This window comes from Sphingorhabdus arenilitoris (assembly GCF_042651485.1).
In the GTDB taxonomy this organism is placed as follows: Bacteria; Pseudomonadota; Alphaproteobacteria; order Sphingomonadales; family Sphingomonadaceae; genus Sphingorhabdus_B; species Sphingorhabdus_B arenilitoris.
The window spans coordinates 585,341-601,696 of sequence record NZ_JBHSDH010000013.1 but is presented as its reverse complement, the minus strand read 5'-3'; the positions used below and the strand labels follow the sequence as shown (position 1 = coordinate 601,696).

15 protein-coding genes are annotated in these 16,356 nt (G+C 53.0%); 7 read left to right on the top strand and 8 right to left on the bottom strand.

Translation table 11 applies throughout. The features are described 5' to 3' along the window. Positions 1-72: 72 nt before the first annotated feature. From moaB to ACFOWX_RS06990, 3 genes are read right to left on the bottom strand one after another with little or no spacing between them, the layout of a single operon-like run. Positions 73-600: a molybdenum cofactor biosynthesis protein B gene (moaB, locus tag ACFOWX_RS07000; RefSeq protein WP_381422619.1), complete on the bottom strand. Its 528-nt coding sequence runs from the start codon at positions 598-600 to the stop codon at positions 73-75. Next, positions 587-2,365: a lytic transglycosylase domain-containing protein gene (locus ACFOWX_RS06995; protein WP_381422618.1), complete on the bottom strand. Its 1,779-nt coding sequence runs from the start codon at positions 2,363-2,365 to the stop codon at positions 587-589. Before ACFOWX_RS06995 ends, moaB begins: the two co-directional genes overlap by 14 nt. After that, positions 2,362-3,144 carry a uracil-DNA glycosylase family protein gene (locus tag ACFOWX_RS06990; protein WP_381422616.1) on the bottom strand — a complete coding sequence of 261 codons (783 nt, stop codon included), beginning with the start codon at positions 3,142-3,144 and terminating at the stop codon, positions 2,362-2,364. Before ACFOWX_RS06990 ends, ACFOWX_RS06995 begins: the two co-directional genes overlap by 4 nt. Positions 3,145-3,262: 118 nt before the next feature. Between ACFOWX_RS06990 and ACFOWX_RS06985 the strand changes: the two genes are divergently transcribed. The 7 genes from ACFOWX_RS06985 (at position 3,263) to ACFOWX_RS06955 (ending at position 11,588) form a co-directional block, all read left to right on the top strand. After that, positions 3,263-4,903 carry an electron transfer flavoprotein-ubiquinone oxidoreductase gene (locus ACFOWX_RS06985; RefSeq protein ID WP_381422614.1) on the top strand — a complete coding sequence of 547 codons (1,641 nt, stop codon included), beginning with the start codon at positions 3,263-3,265 and terminating at the stop codon, positions 4,901-4,903. Positions 4,904-4,985: 82 nt separating this feature from the next. Continuing rightward, positions 4,986-6,563: a tetratricopeptide repeat protein gene (locus ACFOWX_RS06980; protein WP_381422612.1), complete on the top strand. Its 1,578-nt coding sequence runs from the start codon at positions 4,986-4,988 to the stop codon at positions 6,561-6,563. An 18-nt stretch (positions 6,564-6,581) separates the two neighbouring features. Further along, the gene (locus tag ACFOWX_RS06975) at positions 6,582-7,415 is read left to right on the top strand and encodes a 4-(cytidine 5'-diphospho)-2-C-methyl-D-erythritol kinase (protein ID WP_381422610.1); all 834 of its coding nucleotides are present in this window, start codon (positions 6,582-6,584) and stop codon (positions 7,413-7,415) included. Then, complete coding sequence (locus ACFOWX_RS06970) at positions 7,412-8,140, top strand: N-formylglutamate amidohydrolase (RefSeq protein WP_381422608.1); 729 nt, start codon at positions 7,412-7,414, stop codon at positions 8,138-8,140. The genes ACFOWX_RS06975 and ACFOWX_RS06970 overlap by 4 nt, the downstream gene beginning before the upstream one ends. 44 nt (positions 8,141-8,184) lie before the next feature. After that, entirely contained in the window at positions 8,185-9,906 is a 1,722-nt protein-coding gene (gene ilvD, locus ACFOWX_RS06965) for a dihydroxy-acid dehydratase (protein ID WP_381422606.1), read from the top strand. Continuing rightward, positions 9,878-10,348 carry a hypothetical protein gene (locus ACFOWX_RS06960; RefSeq protein WP_381422604.1) on the top strand — a complete coding sequence of 157 codons (471 nt, stop codon included), beginning with the start codon at positions 9,878-9,880 and terminating at the stop codon, positions 10,346-10,348. The genes ilvD and ACFOWX_RS06960 overlap by 29 nt, the downstream gene beginning before the upstream one ends. 31 nt (positions 10,349-10,379) lie before the next feature. Further along, positions 10,380-11,588, top strand: coding sequence for a class I SAM-dependent RNA methyltransferase (locus ACFOWX_RS06955; RefSeq protein ID WP_381422602.1), 1,209 nt, complete (start codon positions 10,380-10,382; stop codon positions 11,586-11,588). A 3-nt stretch (positions 11,589-11,591) separates the two neighbouring features. Here ACFOWX_RS06955 and ACFOWX_RS06950 read toward each other — a convergent pair whose 3' ends face one another. From ACFOWX_RS06950 to ACFOWX_RS06930, 5 genes are all read right to left on the bottom strand, one after another. Beyond that, entirely contained in the window at positions 11,592-12,035 is a 444-nt protein-coding gene (locus tag ACFOWX_RS06950) for an MAPEG family protein (RefSeq protein WP_381422600.1), read from the bottom strand. Positions 12,036-12,050: 15 nt separating this feature from the next. After that, positions 12,051-12,491 (bottom strand): MAPEG family protein, encoded by a 441-nt coding sequence (locus tag ACFOWX_RS06945; RefSeq protein WP_381422598.1) that lies wholly within the window; start codon positions 12,489-12,491, stop codon positions 12,051-12,053. 79 nt (positions 12,492-12,570) lie between these two features. Beyond that, a complete protein-coding gene (locus ACFOWX_RS06940) occupies positions 12,571-13,776 on the bottom strand; it encodes a type III PLP-dependent enzyme (RefSeq protein WP_381422596.1) in 1,206 nt (401 codons plus the stop codon). Between the two features lie 159 nt (positions 13,777-13,935). After that, positions 13,936-15,108 carry a carboxynorspermidine decarboxylase gene (locus ACFOWX_RS06935; protein ID WP_381422594.1) on the bottom strand — a complete coding sequence of 391 codons (1,173 nt, stop codon included), beginning with the start codon at positions 15,106-15,108 and terminating at the stop codon, positions 13,936-13,938. Continuing rightward, entirely contained in the window at positions 15,108-16,319 is a 1,212-nt protein-coding gene (locus ACFOWX_RS06930; protein WP_381422592.1) for a saccharopine dehydrogenase family protein, read from the bottom strand. The genes ACFOWX_RS06935 and ACFOWX_RS06930 overlap by 1 nt, the downstream gene beginning before the upstream one ends. Positions 16,320-16,356: the final 37 nt, after the last annotated feature.

The following is a 16,356-nucleotide window of genomic DNA, read 5'->3' as shown; positions in this document are numbered from 1 at the left end:
GTTAAAATGTCAAGAACAAAGTTAGAACGTAGCGGTCCGCCCTGTGGGAGGGAGAGCGCAAATAAACCGCAGCTATTTTTCCGTCAGCCGGGGCATCAGCTCAACAAAGTTGCATGGACGGTAACGGCTATCCAATTGATAGGCCAATATTTTATCCCATCCGTCCTTCACTGCGCCGTTGGAACCGGGCAGGGCGAAAATATAGGTCCCCCGCGCGAGCACCGCACAGGCGCGTGACTGTATCGTGGACAGGCCGATGCTTTCATAGCTGAGCCAGCGGAACAGTTCTCCAAAGCCGGGGATTTCTTTGGATTTGACTCGGTCTAAAGCCTCCGGCGTGATATCTCGTCCCGTCAGGCCCGTGCCGCCGGTGCAAATGATGCAGTCAATATCTTCATTATCAATCCAATTATGCAGCAACGCTGTCAACTTTGCGGTGTCATCACGCTCAATATGGCGGTCAGCGAGATTATGTCCGGCCTTTTGTATCCGCTCTGCCAATAAATCGCCGCTGCTGTCATTTTCGGGGGTTCGTGTGTCCGAAACCGTCACCAATGCGATGTTGACGGGTTTGAAATTTGCATTTTCATCGATCGGCAAAGCTATTCACTCCAATAGAGGTTCCGCCATTAAGGCCATTGGCCCGAACAGCCACGCTGCGTCCGTCTTTGCCGGGGAATGTTGGCCACATATATTGGGCAAGGCCGGTCATGCTGTCGCTATTTTTACCTTTGCTCGATTCATAAATCCAATAATTGCGCAGGATGATCGCGACATAACCGCGCGTTTCCCAATAAGGGATGGATTCAACGAACAGCAACGGATCGCCATTATCCTTCACTTCATCATTCCACCGGGCAATGGGGGCAGGGCCGGCATTATAGGCGGCGATAACCTTGGGCAACAATCCTTGGGTCGCGCTCATATCGCGCAATTGCTCCATATAGCTTTGCCCATATTCCAGGTTGATCGACGGGTTGTTCAAATCATCACGGGAAAAGCTCATCCCGCGGGCGCGGGCAATGTCGCCTGCGGTGCCGGGGCGGACTTGCATCAAACCTTGTGCTCCGGCAGGGCTAATCACGCTGGTGCGGAATTGCGATTCCTGCAGCGCATGGGCGTAAACCAAATTGCTATCGACGCGCCAGCCGCCGCTCGGTGTCCAGCTTGGGCTGGGATAGCGGGTGGTGGCATCGGGATTTCCGCCGGACGGACCATAATGGCCCATCCATAATTGGGTGGCGGGCAGGTTCAGCGACCCAGCCAGTTTTGCGAGGTCGGAATGTTTTGAACTATCGCCTATACGCGCTTGAAAACGCAGTGTTTCATCGGCAAGGTTGGTCTGACCAATTTCAGATAACCCTACGGCAATTTGGACATTTTTCTCATTTTTCAGGGCATTCCAATTCAGCGCTGCATTGCGGGCCTGTTTTGCCGCCAGCGGCTCCATCCCCAGTGCTTCGCTGGCCAATAACCCGTAAAATGTCTCGGGCAGCCGCGCTGCATTTTGCAGGCGGACCTGAACCTGTTCGGGCATTTTTACCGCCATTGCGGCGCGCGCGCTCCAGAATAAACCGGCTGCGCGCAGGTCGTCGTCGCTCGCAAAGCGCGATACATGGTCAAAAGATTCGAGCGCAGCGCGCTGATTACCCAGCCGCCAATTGGCCAGTGCATTGACCCAATGCGCCTGAACGCCCCAATCCCCGCCATTTGCCATTGCTTTCTGCGCCACGCGGCGGGCATTTTCATCTTGATTTTCAATATAATAAGACCATGCCACGCGGTAACGCAGCTCAGTTAATGCCGGTGTTGAAAGCGACGAAGAGCGGCTTTCGACCAAACGCTCGGCCGATGCAGGATCGTCATTGCGGATGAAGACATTGATTTCACTGCGCAATCCGGCAGCATCGCTGATGTCATCGGGCAAATTGCGTTTGGGCGCGCTGCCCAAATAAGAAAATCGCTGTGTGCCTGGACGCTGCGGCAAATTGCTGGCGCCGCGTTTAAATGCGAGGCTTTCCAGCCGTTCGGCCTGCGGTAGATAGGGCGCTTTGTTCAGCAGCGCCTCCAACTGCGGCGCTTCGACGCGCGGGCTGTTGGCGGCGAGATATAGCTCGGCCTGCGCCATATAGGCCAGCGGCGCATCGCCCGCCTTGTCAATTAACCTTTGCGCTTCGTTCCATTGCTGACTGGAGATCGCGCTGAAAATCTCGGCATATTGTTTTTTCTCACTGTTATTCAGTATATTGGGCGTCGCGGGCGCCGCTGAGGTTCGCACCGTCTCGCTCGTCACCGCAGCGGCATATTGCGGAATAACGAGCGCCGAAACAAAAGAGGTAGCCACGAACAGAGAGAAAGATTTCACATTAAATCCTTATTTATCAATAACATCTGCAAATCCCTCCAAGCCTGCGCCTTCAACACGGGGCGCGCCATCAAGGTTCGCGGATGGAAAGTTGTAACTGCCGACACTTTTTGACCATTATGCTTAACAAATAGTAAACTTCCGCGCGCTGACATCAATTCTGCGCCGAGCAGAGCGCTGCACGCGGCTGAACCGAGGATCAACAGTGTTTTCGGTTTCACTAGCCCGATTTGATGCATCATGAAAGCGGTCAATTGTGGGATTTCCTCCTCAGGCAAATCGCCGGAAGCAGGCCGCGTTGAGGCCAGCGCAGTCAGGAAACAGCGATTAATGCCCTGCCCAATTGCCGCCGTCACATTGGCAAGCAATTTGCCGCTCTCGCCTGCGCCCAAAAAGCCTGCTTCAATCTCATCAAAATCAGGCAGATCAGAAATAATCATCAATTCGCAATTCGCCGCGCCAACCGGCTTTGCACGGTTTCCGCCAAATTGATTGCCGGGCAGCGGCGCACCATTTTCAATGTCAGCCAATAATTGCTCAACCGATTGCGGCCATGACGCTGGATCAACGGGCGCAGCGGGAGCGGTTTTTGGAATATCCGATATATTCGGCCGAGCGTGCGTTTGGGTTTTTGGCGGCGCGATCGGCGCTTCTTTCGGTTTTTCAGCCTCAAGCCAATTTACCGGCTCATCCTCGACAAGATATCCAAGGCCGGCCATTTCCCACCATTTCGTAACGGCGGAAGCAGTTTTAACAGCAAGTGTCGAATTTAAACTCATTAACGCCGATCAGTCATTTGTTGACGCAAAGGTCAATTGCTTGGCATGGGAAATTATGCCAATGGTTTCTTATATCAGATGGCCTGAAAAGACCGGATAAGTAAAGGACAATGATGCGATGAGCGAACGGGAATCAATGCCCTATGACGTTGTGATTGTGGGGGCTGGCCCGGCGGGGTTGTCGGCGGCAATTCGAATAAAACAAAAATCTCCTGAGACAAGCGTTGTGATCCTTGAAAAAGGATCTGAGGTCGGCGCGCATATCTTGTCAGGCGCGGTTGTTGATCCCAAGGGACTGGATGAGCTGATCCCGGATTGGCGTGATCAAGGTTGCCCGATGGCGGAAGTACCAGTGACCGATAACCAACATTGGATATTGGGCAAAAAAAAGAAATTCAATCTACCACATTTTCTGACGCCTGGCTTTATGCATAATAAAGGCACTTATACAGGTTCATTAGGCAATATGTGCCGCTGGCTCGCTGGGCAGGCCGAAAATCTCGGCGTAGAAATATTTCCCGGATTTGCTGCGGCAGAAATTCTTTATAATGACGATGGCTCGGTCAAAGGCGTGGCAACCGGTGATATGGGCGTCGCCAAGGATGGCAGCCATAAACCAGATTATATGCAGGGCATGGAAATTCACGGCAAATATACCTTTTTTGCCGAAGGCGTTCGCGGACATTTGACGAAACAGTTGAAGCCAAAATTTGCCCTCGATGCCGACTGCGAGCCGCAAGTATATGGGCTGGGAATAAAGGAATTATGGGATATTAAGCCAGAAAACCACGCTGCTGGCCGGGTTATTCACTCTCAAGGCTGGCCGCTCAGCGATGCGAATGGCGGCGGTTTTTTGTATCATCAAGCCAATGGCCAGGTGGCGTTGGGTTTCGTCGTGTGGTTGAATTACTCCAACCCGTATTTATCACCATTCGAAGAGATGCAGCGTTGGAAAACGCATCCTGAAATCCGTAAGATATTGGAAGGCGGCAAACGGGTTTCCTATGGCGCCCGCGCGATCAGCGATGGCGGGTTTCAGTCAGTTCCGAAGCTGGCCTTCCCGGGCGGAGCCTTGATCGGATGTACCGCTGGATTTTTGAATGTTCCGCGGATCAAAGGGACGCACACCGCGATGAAATCGGGCATTTTGGCGGCGGATGCGGCGGTGGAAGCGTTGTCTGTTGGACGGCAGCATGATGAATTGACTGCCTATCAAACTGGATATGAGAATAGCTGGATTTACAAAGAATTGCGGATGGTTCGTAATATTCTGCCTTTGGTGGAGAAATACGGCAATTTCTGGGGCTCCATGTTGTCTGGCGTGAATATGTGGCTGGAAAACTTTGGTATACGCATGCCCTTTACGATGAAGCATCATGCTGATCATAAGGCTTTGCGCCGCAAAGACCATGTTCATAAAATCGAATATCCAAAGCCCGATGGCGTTGTCAGTTTTGACCGTTTGTCTTCGGTATTTTTGTCAAATACCAACCATGCCGAAGACCAACCTGTTCATTTGCAGGTTAGGGATCCGATATTGCAGCGCGAAAGCGAGTTGGAGATATTTGCGGGTCCGTCGGCCCGCTATTGTCCGGCAGGTGTTTACGAATGGATTGAAGAACCCGGGCAGGAGCCGAAATATCAGATTAACTCGCAAAATTGCGTTCATTGCAAAACCTGTGACATCAAAGATCCAAACCAGAATATCAACTGGGTTGTGCCCGAGGGCGGAGGTGGTCCCAATTACCCCAATATGTAAACCACGATTAACAGCGGGTATTTGGGCGGCGGCATGCCTGTGCGCCGTCGCTGTTCCGATTGATGCCGCCCGGGCAGCTGAAGTGAGCGACCGAGATATTCAGCTTTATTTTGACGCGCGGCTTGCCGAAATTGATGCGCGGGATACAGATGCGCTCCAAACCTATCAGACGTTGTTTAAATCCCACGGCGATAGTGCCGCTTTGGCTGACAGGCTGTTCGACAATGCCATCCGCATTGGTAACATGGATGCGGCCGTTCGGGCGGCACGAGCGCAGGAGTTGCAGGGAGCGGCAACCGGTGCGGTGCCGATGCTGCTTTTTGCCGATGCATTAAAACGGCGCCAATGGAACGACGCCGAAAATGCGGCCACATTGTTGGAGGAAAAGAGTAATTTCGGCTTTGCTGCGCCAATATTGCGCAGCTGGACCAATATCGCGCGGGGAAAGGCCCATCGGTTTAAAATTGATGACGCACGCGAACAGGCTCTTTTGAATTATTATTCAACCGATCAACGCGCCTATTTTGAACTGGCTGAAGGTAAATTGGATAGAGCCAAAATCATGCTGGAAGGCTTTATCGGTATGGACGATGATTTTGCGCGGGATTTGTTAATCCGTGCCGCGCCCATATATGCCGCGAAGGGCGATCAGAAATTTGCCTCATTCATCATTGAAAAAGCCGTTGAACGCCGAAACAGCGACAGTTTGACCGGACCGAAGCAATCGCAATCTGATGCAAATTTTTCGGCAGAACAAGGATTCGCTGCGCTCAACACCCGTCTTGCGGCGTCGCTTGTCGAACAAAATGTACCTGACCAAGGTCTAATTTTGGCCCGTGTAGCGGTCTGGCTTGATCCAGCAAGCGATGCGGCAAAACGGACATTGGCCCGCGCACTGCAAGCCACTGGATCACCGGCTTTGGCGCGCGGCACATGGGCTATGATCCCTGAAAGCTCGCCTTATTGGACCAGGGCCGTGGGCGAACAGGTTCGTCATTATTCGGATGAGGGTAACTATACAACGGCCCTGAAACTGGCGCAAAACGCTGTGGAGCGCCGCCCGGATTCCGCTAGCCTGATTTTATTGGCCGCGCAGGCGCAGGAGCGTTTGGGTGATTTTAAGTCAGCGAGTAAAGCGTATGAGCGGTTGGTAGATGATGCCGATCAAGCGGGCGTTCCACCAACGCAAATGGCGCTTTATTTGCTATTCTACGCAACCGCTTTGGACAAAAATGGCCGGTGGACTGAGGCGAAGTCCTTCCTCGACAAAGCGCGCAATTTGGACCCCAACAATCCCTATATCCTCAATTATCTCGGATATAGTCTATTGGAGAGGGGCGAAAATTTGGAAACGGCCTTATCCTATGTAAAGCAAGCCCATATGCTGGAACCCGATTCTGCAGCAATCGTAGACTCGCTTGGTTGGGGCTATTATTTGAATGGACAATATGAACAGGCCGTAATCCATTTAGAGAAGGCAGTGCAACAATCAGGAAATGATCTGACCATCAATGAGCATATGGGCGATGCCTATTGGAAAGCGGGGCGGCGGGTTGATGCGCGCTATGCTTGGAAAACGGCGAAGCATCTAGCCAAAGACGAAGATGCAGCGCGGCTTGCCGAAAAAATCAACATTGGCCTGCCGCTCACTAGGCGGTAGGCGCGGCTTTTTAGTCTAATGCTTCGCGAAACGGCTTTCACCAAAATAAATCTTGCGCTGCATATTCGCGGACGCCGTGACGATGGCTATCATGATCTCGACACCATTTTTGCCTTTCTTGACCAAGGCGATAGCTTGGCAGCCGAACTATCCGATGAATTATCTCTCGAAATTGACGGAGAATTTGCTGCGGGCCTTGATAATGGGCGGCATAACCTCGTCATTCGGGCAGCAGAGATGGTGCGGGAGAAGTATAGCGTCACGGCAGGTGCAAAGCTGATGCTGCATAAAAATCTGCCTATAGCTTCGGGGGTTGGCGGCGGATCGGCCGATGCGGCGGCGGCGGCGCGGCTCGTTAACCGGTTATGGAACATCAACGCTGCGCCGCAGGAGATGGAAGCCTTGCTGGCCCCATTAGGTGCAGATATTCCGGCTTGTGTGCGCAGTGTGACGGTGCGGGGCGCGGGTACGGGAACTCAGCTACTGCCAATTTCCGGACCCAAAGTTGCGGCTAAATCTGTGCTGCTGGTTAATCCGCGAAAACCAGTGCCCACTGGACCCATTTTCGCGGCGTGGGAAGGTCAGGACGGCGGCGCGGTTAAAGGCGGCAGCGCCGATGAAATGATGCTGTCCGGTCGCAATGATTTGCAGGCAGCCGCGATAAAATATTGCCCAGAAATTGCAGATATTTTGAACGAACTGCAGAAATTTGATCCTGTCGTTGCACGCATGTCTGGGTCGGGCGCGACCTGTTTTGCGGTTTTTCCCGATGGTGTGACGCGCGATTTGGCAATGCGAGCGCTAGTAAGAACTCATTCGCATTGGTGGTTTATGTCCGGGACCATCCGGTGAACGAGGTATTCCAGATCGCAGGCAAGCTGGAGCAGAAGGGCGTCTTGATCGTCGCCGACCATGCGTCCAATCATGTGCCGCCGGAAATTGACTTGGGCATCGCGCCTGCTCTGCTCGAAACGCATATTGCTTGGGATATTGGCGTTGCGGCGGTTGCGCAACTTATGGTAGAACAAGAGGGCGTTGCAGCAATATTGGCGACCAACTCCCGTTTAATCGTAGATTTGAACCGGGACGCGGACGAACCCGCAGCTATCCCGCTGATGAGCGATGGAGTAGAAATTCCCGGCAATATTCTGGGCGCAGAGGAACGTGCCAATAGGTTGAACCGATATCATCACCCTTATCATTTAGCGGTGGCAAAGCTAATCAGCGAATATGAACCCAAATTGCTGCTTTCACTTCATAGTTTCACTCCGAAGCTGACGAGCAGTCCAGGTGAAGCGCGACCTTGGGAAGTGGGCGTTTTATATAATCAGGATGACCGCGCAGCGCGCTTGGCGCTTCCGCTTTTGGCGCAGGCGGATTTATTTGTAGGCGATCAGTTGCCTTATTCGGGCAAGGATTTGAATGCGACAATGAACCGGCATGGTGAAGGAACTGGAACGGCCTATCTGGGTATTGAAATGCGGCAGGATTTGGTAGCAAGTCACCAAGGACAGAAAAGATTTGCATCTATTTTGACCGAAATATGTCATAAAATAACAGAAAAGCTTGGCCAATAGCCGCAAATTCAATAGACGCTGCTGGCAAGCAACCGGAGCAACTTATGACGCATATATTCGATAAATCTCAACTTCCCAGCCGCCATGTTTCGGTCGGTCCAGAGCGGGCGCCGCATCGCAGCTACTATTACGCCATGGGATTGACCGAAGAAGAAATTGCCCGGCCTTTTGTCGGAATTGCGTCGGCGGGTAATGACAGCGCGCCATGCAACACCATGCTAGATCATCAGGCGGATATTGCGCGTGCAGGGGTAGAGGCAGGCGGAGGGATGCCGCGCCGGTTTAACACTATCACCGTGACCGACGGGATTGCCATGGGTCATCAAGGTATGAAGTCATCGCTGGTCAGCCGCGAAGTCATTGCAGACTCGGTCGAATTATCCGTGCGCGGCCATTGTTATGACGCGCTGGTCACTTTTGCCGGTTGTGACAAATCATTGCCGGGTATGATGATGGCGATGTTAAGGCTGAACGTACCTTCGATTTTTGTTTATGGCGGGTCGATCCTACCCGGGCGATACAAAGACAAAGATGTTACCGTGGTCGATGTGTTTGAGGTTGTTGGAAAATATGCCGCCGGTTCATGCCCATTGTCTGAGCTCGAGGAGCTGGAAAAGGCGGCTTGCCCGGGGCACGGCGCTTGTGGCGGACAATTTACTGCAAACACGATGGCCTGTGTTGCCGAAGCCATTGGTCTGTCATTGCCCAATAGCAACATGGCACCCGCGCCATACACCACGCGTGACCAAGTTGCCCATGCGGCAGGTGCGCAGGTGATGGAGTTGCTGGCGCAAAAAATCCGACCACGTGATATTTGCACGAGAGAGGCGTTTGAAAATGCCGCTCGCGTCGTTGCTGCGACAGGCGGGTCGACCAACGCTGCGCTGCATCTGCCCGCTATGGCGCATGAGGCGGGGATTAAGATGGATTTGTTCGATGTCGCAGAAACATTCAAAACCACGCCTTATATGGCAGATTTGAAACCCGGCGGGAAATATGTGGCAAAGGATATGTATGAGGCGGGCGGTATATACATGCTGATGAAGTCCTTGCTTTCCGAAGGACTGCTGCACGGCAACTGTATGACCGTTACCGGTAAGACGTTGGGCGAGAATATCGACGAGATTACATGGAACCCCGACCAGAAAGTCATTTATGATGCAAAAAGTCCGATAACCCCCACAGGCGGAGTTGTTGGCCTTCGCGGATCGCTTGCGCCAGACGGTGCGATCGTAAAAGTTGCGGGGATGGCCAGGCTGCAGTTTAGCGGGCCTGCACAAGTGTTTGACTGTGAGGAAGATGCTTTCTCGGCCGTTGAAAATCGTAAGATAGCCGAAGGTTCGGTGATCGTTATCCGTTATGAAGGACCCAAGGGCGGCCCCGGTATGCGCGAGATGCTGTCAACAACAGCCGCGCTTTATGGGCAAGGGATGGGCGAAAAAGTTGCCCTGATCACGGATGGCCGTTTTTCCGGGGCCACGCGGGGCTTTTGCATTGGTCATGTAGGACCGGAGGCCGCTGCTGGCGGTCCGATTGGGCTGGTTGAGGATGGTGACATCATCAGCATCGATGCCGAAAAAGGAACGATCGATCTTGAGGTTTCGGAGGAAATTCTAGCCGAACGGCGTAAGTCATGGACTGCAAAAACGACCGATTATGGATCCGGCGCTTTGTGGCGTTATGCCCAAAATGTTGGACCAGCATATAAAGGTGCGGTGACTCATCCAGGAGCGGAAAATGAAAGCCATGTCTATGCCGACATATGAAAAGGCGGCGATTTTAGCAGCGCTGTGTCTACTATCCGCCTGTAATAAGGGCGACGATAAGGCGCTGGAAAAAGCCGAAGAGCAAGCAGCACAGCAAGCTGCGGATAATGGCAAGATTGAATGCGCGTTGGCTGGGGCAACCGAATTTACCCGCAGCTGTGAGAGTGAACGGATTGCGGGTCCCAATGGGCAGATCGCCGTAATCCGTCACCCCGATGGCGGTTTTCGCCGTTTCAAAATATTGACCGATGGTAAAGGCCTCGCGGCTGCTGAAGGCGCTGACTTAGTGAAAATCACGCCAATTAGCGGCGATGAGATAGAGGTTGCAATCGCTGACGACCGGTACCGGCTGCCTGCCAATGTAAAGCCAAACGCAGCGAAACCGGCATCTGAGCCTGCCGTGCCTCCGGCTAATAACGCGCCCACTGCGGAAGGCGGTTGATTGCGGCCTGTGCAGGGTGCATTGCGGCGCAATGACTGACGATGATTTGATATTACGGGTAGCCGCGCGGGGCGACGGCGTTACCGCCGATGGCCGCTATATCGCTTATGCAGCACCGGGAGACCGGCTTGATCCTGCTGGCGGGCTTATCCACGGGCCACATCACCAAGAACCACCTTGCCGCCATTTCCTGCAGTGCGGTGGGTGTCAGCTACAGCATATTGATGACGACAGCCTGTCGATATTCGTTGCGGACCGCGTTTCCCATGCTTTGGCAACGCAGCATATTACCGCGAAACAAATCATGCCTGTTCACCTTTCACCGGTTGGAACCAGGCGGCGCGTTGCGGTGCGGTCTGCCTGGGCGGGTAAACAATTCCATCTGGGTTTCAGCACGGAGAAAAGTCACCGCATAGTCAATGTTGGCGAATGTGACGTCATGGCACCGGATTTATTCAAGTTACTGGAACCGCTGCGGAAATTTTTATCTATTAGGGTTGATAAGCAGCGTCAGGTGCAAATCAAAATGGCGATAGTGGATCAGGGCGTCGATATGTTGATTGAAAATTGGACGGCCGAAGATTTACATAACCACGAAGCTCTATCCGAATTTGCAAGTGAGCATAAATTGGCGCGTTTATCGCTCGATGAAGGTTATGGCCCAACGGGTTTTTATGAACCAGAGCCGGTGACTGTTACCCTCGGCAATGTGTCCGTCGCTTATCCACCTTATGGATTTTTGCAGGCCACAGCGGATGGCGAACAAGCGCTGGTGGCGGCGGTGCAATCGATCGTCGGAGATAGCAATAAGATTGCCGACCTCTTCGCAGGTTTGGGTACTTTTGCGCTGTCATTGGGCAAGGATCGAAAAATATATGCGGCGGAGGCGGATCTCGAACCCATTACCGGTTTGAAACAGGCTGCGGCCCGGGTGCAGCGACAACTATTCACCGAACATCGCGACCTGTTTCGCCGTCCGTTATCCGCGGAAGAGTTGAATAAATTTCATTCAGTTATTTTGGACCCGCCAAGGGCAGGGGCAAAAGAACAGGTCGCCCAATTGGCGGCGTCGGCAGTGTCCAAAATCGCCTATGTTAGCTGCAATCCTGCCAGTTTTGCGCGGGACGCACGGCGCTTAATTGACGGCGGTTATGAATTGAACAGGATATGGCCCGTCGGCCAATTCCGTTGGTCATCCCATGTCGAAATGGTCAGCGAATTTATTCGGGTTGCCGGTTGAAAATCATCCAAAAACAGCAATTGCCGCGTGCAATACGAGCGCAATCAATGCCAGCGATGACAGGCTAAACACCGCAAAACGAACTAGGACGCGGTTGCCGAATATTTGGACGAGACTGTGCAGAATGCGCAGCCCAACATATATCCACCCGATCGTGGCATTTAATCCGCCGCCTTGTCCGGTCAGTGCCAATGTTATGGCCACGGCATAGAAAATTGTAGGTGCTTCGTGCAAATGATTGTAATTATCGGCGACCCAGCTGGCTTTTTCTTCGCCCTGCTTCACCAAATCATCACGTAAGCCTTTACCCGTGGATCCGATCATTTTGGTGCCATCAATACCGGCGCGGTTCATGGCCGGAATGCGGGTTGCATACATCCAAATCCAAATAATCATCGTCCACGCAGCCAAAGCCACGACAGGTTGTAATATCTCCATCCCCGCCATTTTCTCTCTCCCTAATTAAACCGTGAACATCAAAACAGAATAAGTACAGCGTATTGCGAGCGCCAACAGGCACAGCGATGAAACCGCAAACAGCGTCATCCGCAGGGGGATACCGTTGAAGAAAATTTGCCAAAGGCTATGGACGATGCGGAGCACAACATACGCCCAGGCCAATGCCACGTTCATCGCGTCATTCGCTCCTGATAGATGTAGCAATATGACTGCTGGGTAGAAAATCGTCGGCTGTTCGAGCAAATGGGTATAGTTATGCGACGGCCAATTCACCTTCGCCGGAATATATTGTTCAATATCCTGATAACGGGCTCCTTTGGGTGCGGAGCGCATATGACTGCGGGCCGCGCGGAGGGCGGGTAGCCGCAATGCGGTCATATAAAGCAGCACAATCATTGACCATAAAATCAATATCGCTGCAGGTAATAATAAATTTCCCGCCATAAAATCTCCCCCGATGGCGCATTATTTGCGTCACCGGGGTTCGATTGTCAATTGCAACTTAAATGCTGTGCAAGCCGAATTATTGCTTTGACCGATTGGCCGAATTTTTCTTCTCGCCAATGTCATTGGCAGCGATCTGCGTATAGAGCGATGCCATCGGCTCATCGCCAACGGTCACGGTGTCCACATCGCCGAATCCGTTAAACTCGGTCCGCATTGCACAGCCATAAGCGCCGAGCATGCCGATTTCGATATAATCGCCGGCACCCATGTCATCGGGCAGGATGAACGGCCCGGGCATGAAATCCATATCATCGCAGGTCGGACCGTAAAAACTGAATTCCGTCATGCGTACATTGATATTGGTTTCGGGGTTGAGCGCAATAACCGGAAAACGCCATCCAATATGGGCGGCGTCGAATAACGCACCATAGGCGCCGTCATTCACATACAGCTCTTTTCCGCGCCGTTTCTCTACTTTGACAAGCAATGACGCATATTCCGCGCATAGCGCACGGCCTGGTTCGCACCATAATTCAGCGGAATAGCTGATCGGCAAATCTTCGAAACAATGTTCGATGACATCGAAATAGCTTTCCAACACGGGTGGCTCCATCCCCGGATATACCGACGGAAAACCGCCGCCAACATCGACAATATCGACAACCACCGATGCCTCCACAATCGCCGCGCGGACCAAGTCCATTGCGTCGCTATAGGCTTGTGGGCTCATGGCTTGGCTACCGACGTGGAAACAAATGCCCAAGCTATCTGCGACTTGACGCGTGGCAGCCAACAAGCTGGCTACATCGCTAGGTTCTGCACCAAATTTTGCAGCAAGGCTCAGCTTCGCATGGTCGGACGATACGCGGATACGAACGCATAGTTCAAGATCGGCCGCTCCGCCGGTTGCCCGAACGATTTTGTCCAGTTCTTCATGGCTGTCGAGCGAAAAGACACGAACGCCGTGATTATGATAGGCCTGTGCGATGGCTCGCTCCGACTTCACCGGATGCATAAAGCAAAGCGTCGCGTCGGGAAGGAATTTATGCACAAGACGCACCTCCCCAAGCGAAGCGACATCAAAATGCGTAATGCCGCTGTCCCATAGCAATTGCAGCAATTGCGGCGACGGATTGGCCTTCACGGCGTAAAGCGACTTGCCCGGAAACTTCTCTGAAAAGAAGCGGGCAGCGCGCTGCGCGGCGTGCGGGCGTAGTAGCGTGATCGGTTCGTCCGGCGAAAGCGCGCGGACTACGGCGAGAGCGTCAGGAAATTCGTGCAACTCAAGGGACCCCCAATAGTCTGTTAAACTTTAAAATGGCGAAAACACGCTGCCTTGCGGTTATTGGAAGTCCCCCTGGGGCAGCGGAAAGGTGCGTATATGCAGATGCGGATTTAATGTAAAGTGAACGAAGGCAAAAAAAGGAATTTTTTTGGTTTATTAGCTTAACCGGTTCCTGAATTCGGTCCAATCGAACCGCTTCACGCATTGCAGATCGTCGGTGTCGCTATCCCATAGCCAGATGGAGGGTAGGGGCACTCCGTTAAAGGTATTTGTTTTGACCATGGAATAATGCGCTTGATCCAAAAAGGCGAAACGCGCGCCTGCTTCGCACGGCACGGGCAGGACATAATCGCCGATAACATCCCCCGCCAGACAGGAAGGTCCGCCGAGGCGCACAGGCTCGCCCTTTGAGGCCTCGTGGAGCATAGCGGGGCGATAGGGGGCTTCGATCACATCAGGCATGTGGCATGTGGCGCTCAAGTCGGTAATGGCCACGGGAATGTCATTGCGGAAGGTATCTAGAATGGTGCCGACTAATATCCCAGCATCCAGCGCAACAGCTTCGCCCGGTTCCAAATAGATTTCGCAGCCAGTATCTTCTTTCACATCGCTCAGGAATTCTACCAACTCATCGCGCTGATAATCGGCGCGTGTGATATGATGCCCGCCGCCGAGATTGATCCAGTCTAGCTGGTCAAAATAGGGCTCGATAAAATCAAATACCCGGTCCCATGTGGCTTTCAGCGGTTCCAAATCCTGCTCACACAGATTGTGGAAATGGATGCCGTTCACGCCGACCATATGCTCTTCGGTCAGCTGATCGACTGGAAAGCCGAGGCGGCTGCCGGGGCTGGAGGGATCATATTTGGCAACTTCGCCGGTGGGATGCTGCGGATTGATGCGCAGGCCGATGTCGAAAGTCTGTCCTGCTGCCCGCGCCTGTTCAAGGATGAGCGCGGCCCGGTGGTGCTGCATCGGCGTGTTGAAAATAACATGATCGGACAGCCGGCATATCTCTTCCAGCTCTTCGGGTTTATACGCCGCCGAATAAGTCGCAATTTCGCCGTCGTAAAATTCCGAAGCGAGCCGGGCTTCCCAAAGACCTGATGTACAAACCCCGTCGAGATATTCGCCGAGTATGGGCGCGGCGGACCACATGGAAAAAGCCTTCATCGCCGCCAGCACTTTGATGCCCGCTGCATCGCCGATATCAGCCAATATCTGACAATTCGCCCGCAACTTCGCCGCATCCACGACAAAGGCCGGACTGTCGACACGAGAGAGGTCGAAATGGGCAAATGCTGCGGGATCACCTGCTTTGGTTTCCATTAGAATTCTACCGGCCCATCCATCTCCTCAACCGTCCAGGGCAGGCCGTCGCTGTTGAGCATTTCCATAAACGGGTCAGGATCCATCTGCTCCATATTGAACACGCCCTCTCCAGCCCATTTTCCGGTTACCATCATCGCGGCGCCGATCATCGCGGGGACGCCGGTGGTATAGCTGACGGCTTGGTTGCCGGTCTCTTCATAAGCGGCTTCGTGGCTGCAGATATTCTTTATATAGAATGTCTTCTCGCCCGAACCGTCCAACGCTTCTCCGGTGGCGATCACGCCGATATTGGTGTTGCCCTTCGTGGTTTCGCCCAAAGTTTCGGGTTTGGGCAGCACCGCGGCGAGGAATTGCAGCGGGATAATTTCCTGACCCTGATAACGCACGGGTTCAATGCTGGTCATGCCGACATTCTGCAGCACGGTGAGATGTTTGATATATTCATCGCCAAAGGTCATCCAGAAACGCGCCCGCTCCAATTCGGGGACGAATTTCGCCAAGCTCTCCAGCTCCTCGTGATACATCATATACATATTTTTGGGGCCAACCGCCTCAAAATCAAACTCCACTTTATGCGCCATAGCAGGAGTCTCGATAAACTGACCATTTTCCCAATGGCGGGCCGGGGCCGTTACTTCACGGATATTGATTTCCGGGTTGAAATTGGTGGCAAATGCTTGCCCATGATCGCCGCCATTGCAGTCGAGAATATCCAGCTGGCGGATTGTTTTGAGCTTATGCTTCTTCAACCACATGGTGAAGACGCTGGTCACGCCCGGATCAAAACCTGACCCTAGAAGCGCCATCAGGCCCGCCTCCTTGAAACGGTCATGATACGCCCATTGCCAGTGATATTCGAATTTGGCCTCATCCTTCGGCTCATAATTGGCCGTGTCGAGGTAAGACACGCCGGCGGCAAGGCAGGCATCCATAATGGGCAGGTCTTGATAAGGAAGCGCCAGATTAACGACGAGAGCGGGAGAAATCTGTTCAATCAATTTGGTGAGCGCCGGGACTTCCTCAGCGTCAATTTCATAGGTTGAAATGTCAACGCCAGTGCGCGTTTTGACTGAAGCCGCGATGGCGTCGCATTTGCGTTTTGTCCGGCTCGCCAAATGGATATCGCCAAATATATCTTTGTTCATAGCCATTTTATGAACTGCGACCGAGCTAACTCCGCCTGCACCAATTACCAAAATTCTGCTCATTGCCGCTTCCTTTGCTTTTGCAAGATTCGTCTGAGCC

Bases quoted from the DNA above. Each gene is read 5' to 3' on its own strand.
- ACFOWX_RS06960 (WP_381422604.1), top strand. From the start codon at position 9,878: ATGAAAGCCATGTCTATGCCGACATATGAAAAGGCGGCGATTTTAGCA.
- ACFOWX_RS06990 (WP_381422616.1), bottom strand. From the start codon at position 3,144: ATGAGTTTAAATTCGACACTTGCTGTTAAAACTGCTTCCGCCGTTACG.
- ilvD (WP_381422606.1), top strand. From the start codon at position 8,185: ATGACGCATATATTCGATAAATCTCAACTTCCCAGCCGCCATGTTTCG.
- ACFOWX_RS06930 (WP_381422592.1), bottom strand. From the start codon at position 16,319: ATGAGCAGAATTTTGGTAATTGGTGCAGGCGGAGTTAGCTCGGTCGCA.
- ACFOWX_RS06985 (WP_381422614.1), top strand. From the start codon at position 3,263: ATGAGCGAACGGGAATCAATGCCCTATGACGTTGTGATTGTGGGGGCT.
- ACFOWX_RS06945 (WP_381422598.1), bottom strand. From the start codon at position 12,491: ATGGCGGGAAATTTATTATTACCTGCAGCGATATTGATTTTATGGTCA.
- ACFOWX_RS06975 (WP_381422610.1), top strand. From the start codon at position 6,582: ATGCTTCGCGAAACGGCTTTCACCAAAATAAATCTTGCGCTGCATATT.
- ACFOWX_RS06935 (WP_381422594.1), bottom strand. From the start codon at position 15,108: ATGGAAACCAAAGCAGGTGATCCCGCAGCATTTGCCCATTTCGACCTC.
- ACFOWX_RS06955 (WP_381422602.1), top strand. From the start codon at position 10,380: ATGACTGACGATGATTTGATATTACGGGTAGCCGCGCGGGGCGACGGC.
- ACFOWX_RS06950 (WP_381422600.1), bottom strand. From the start codon at position 12,035: ATGGCGGGGATGGAGATATTACAACCTGTCGTGGCTTTGGCTGCGTGG.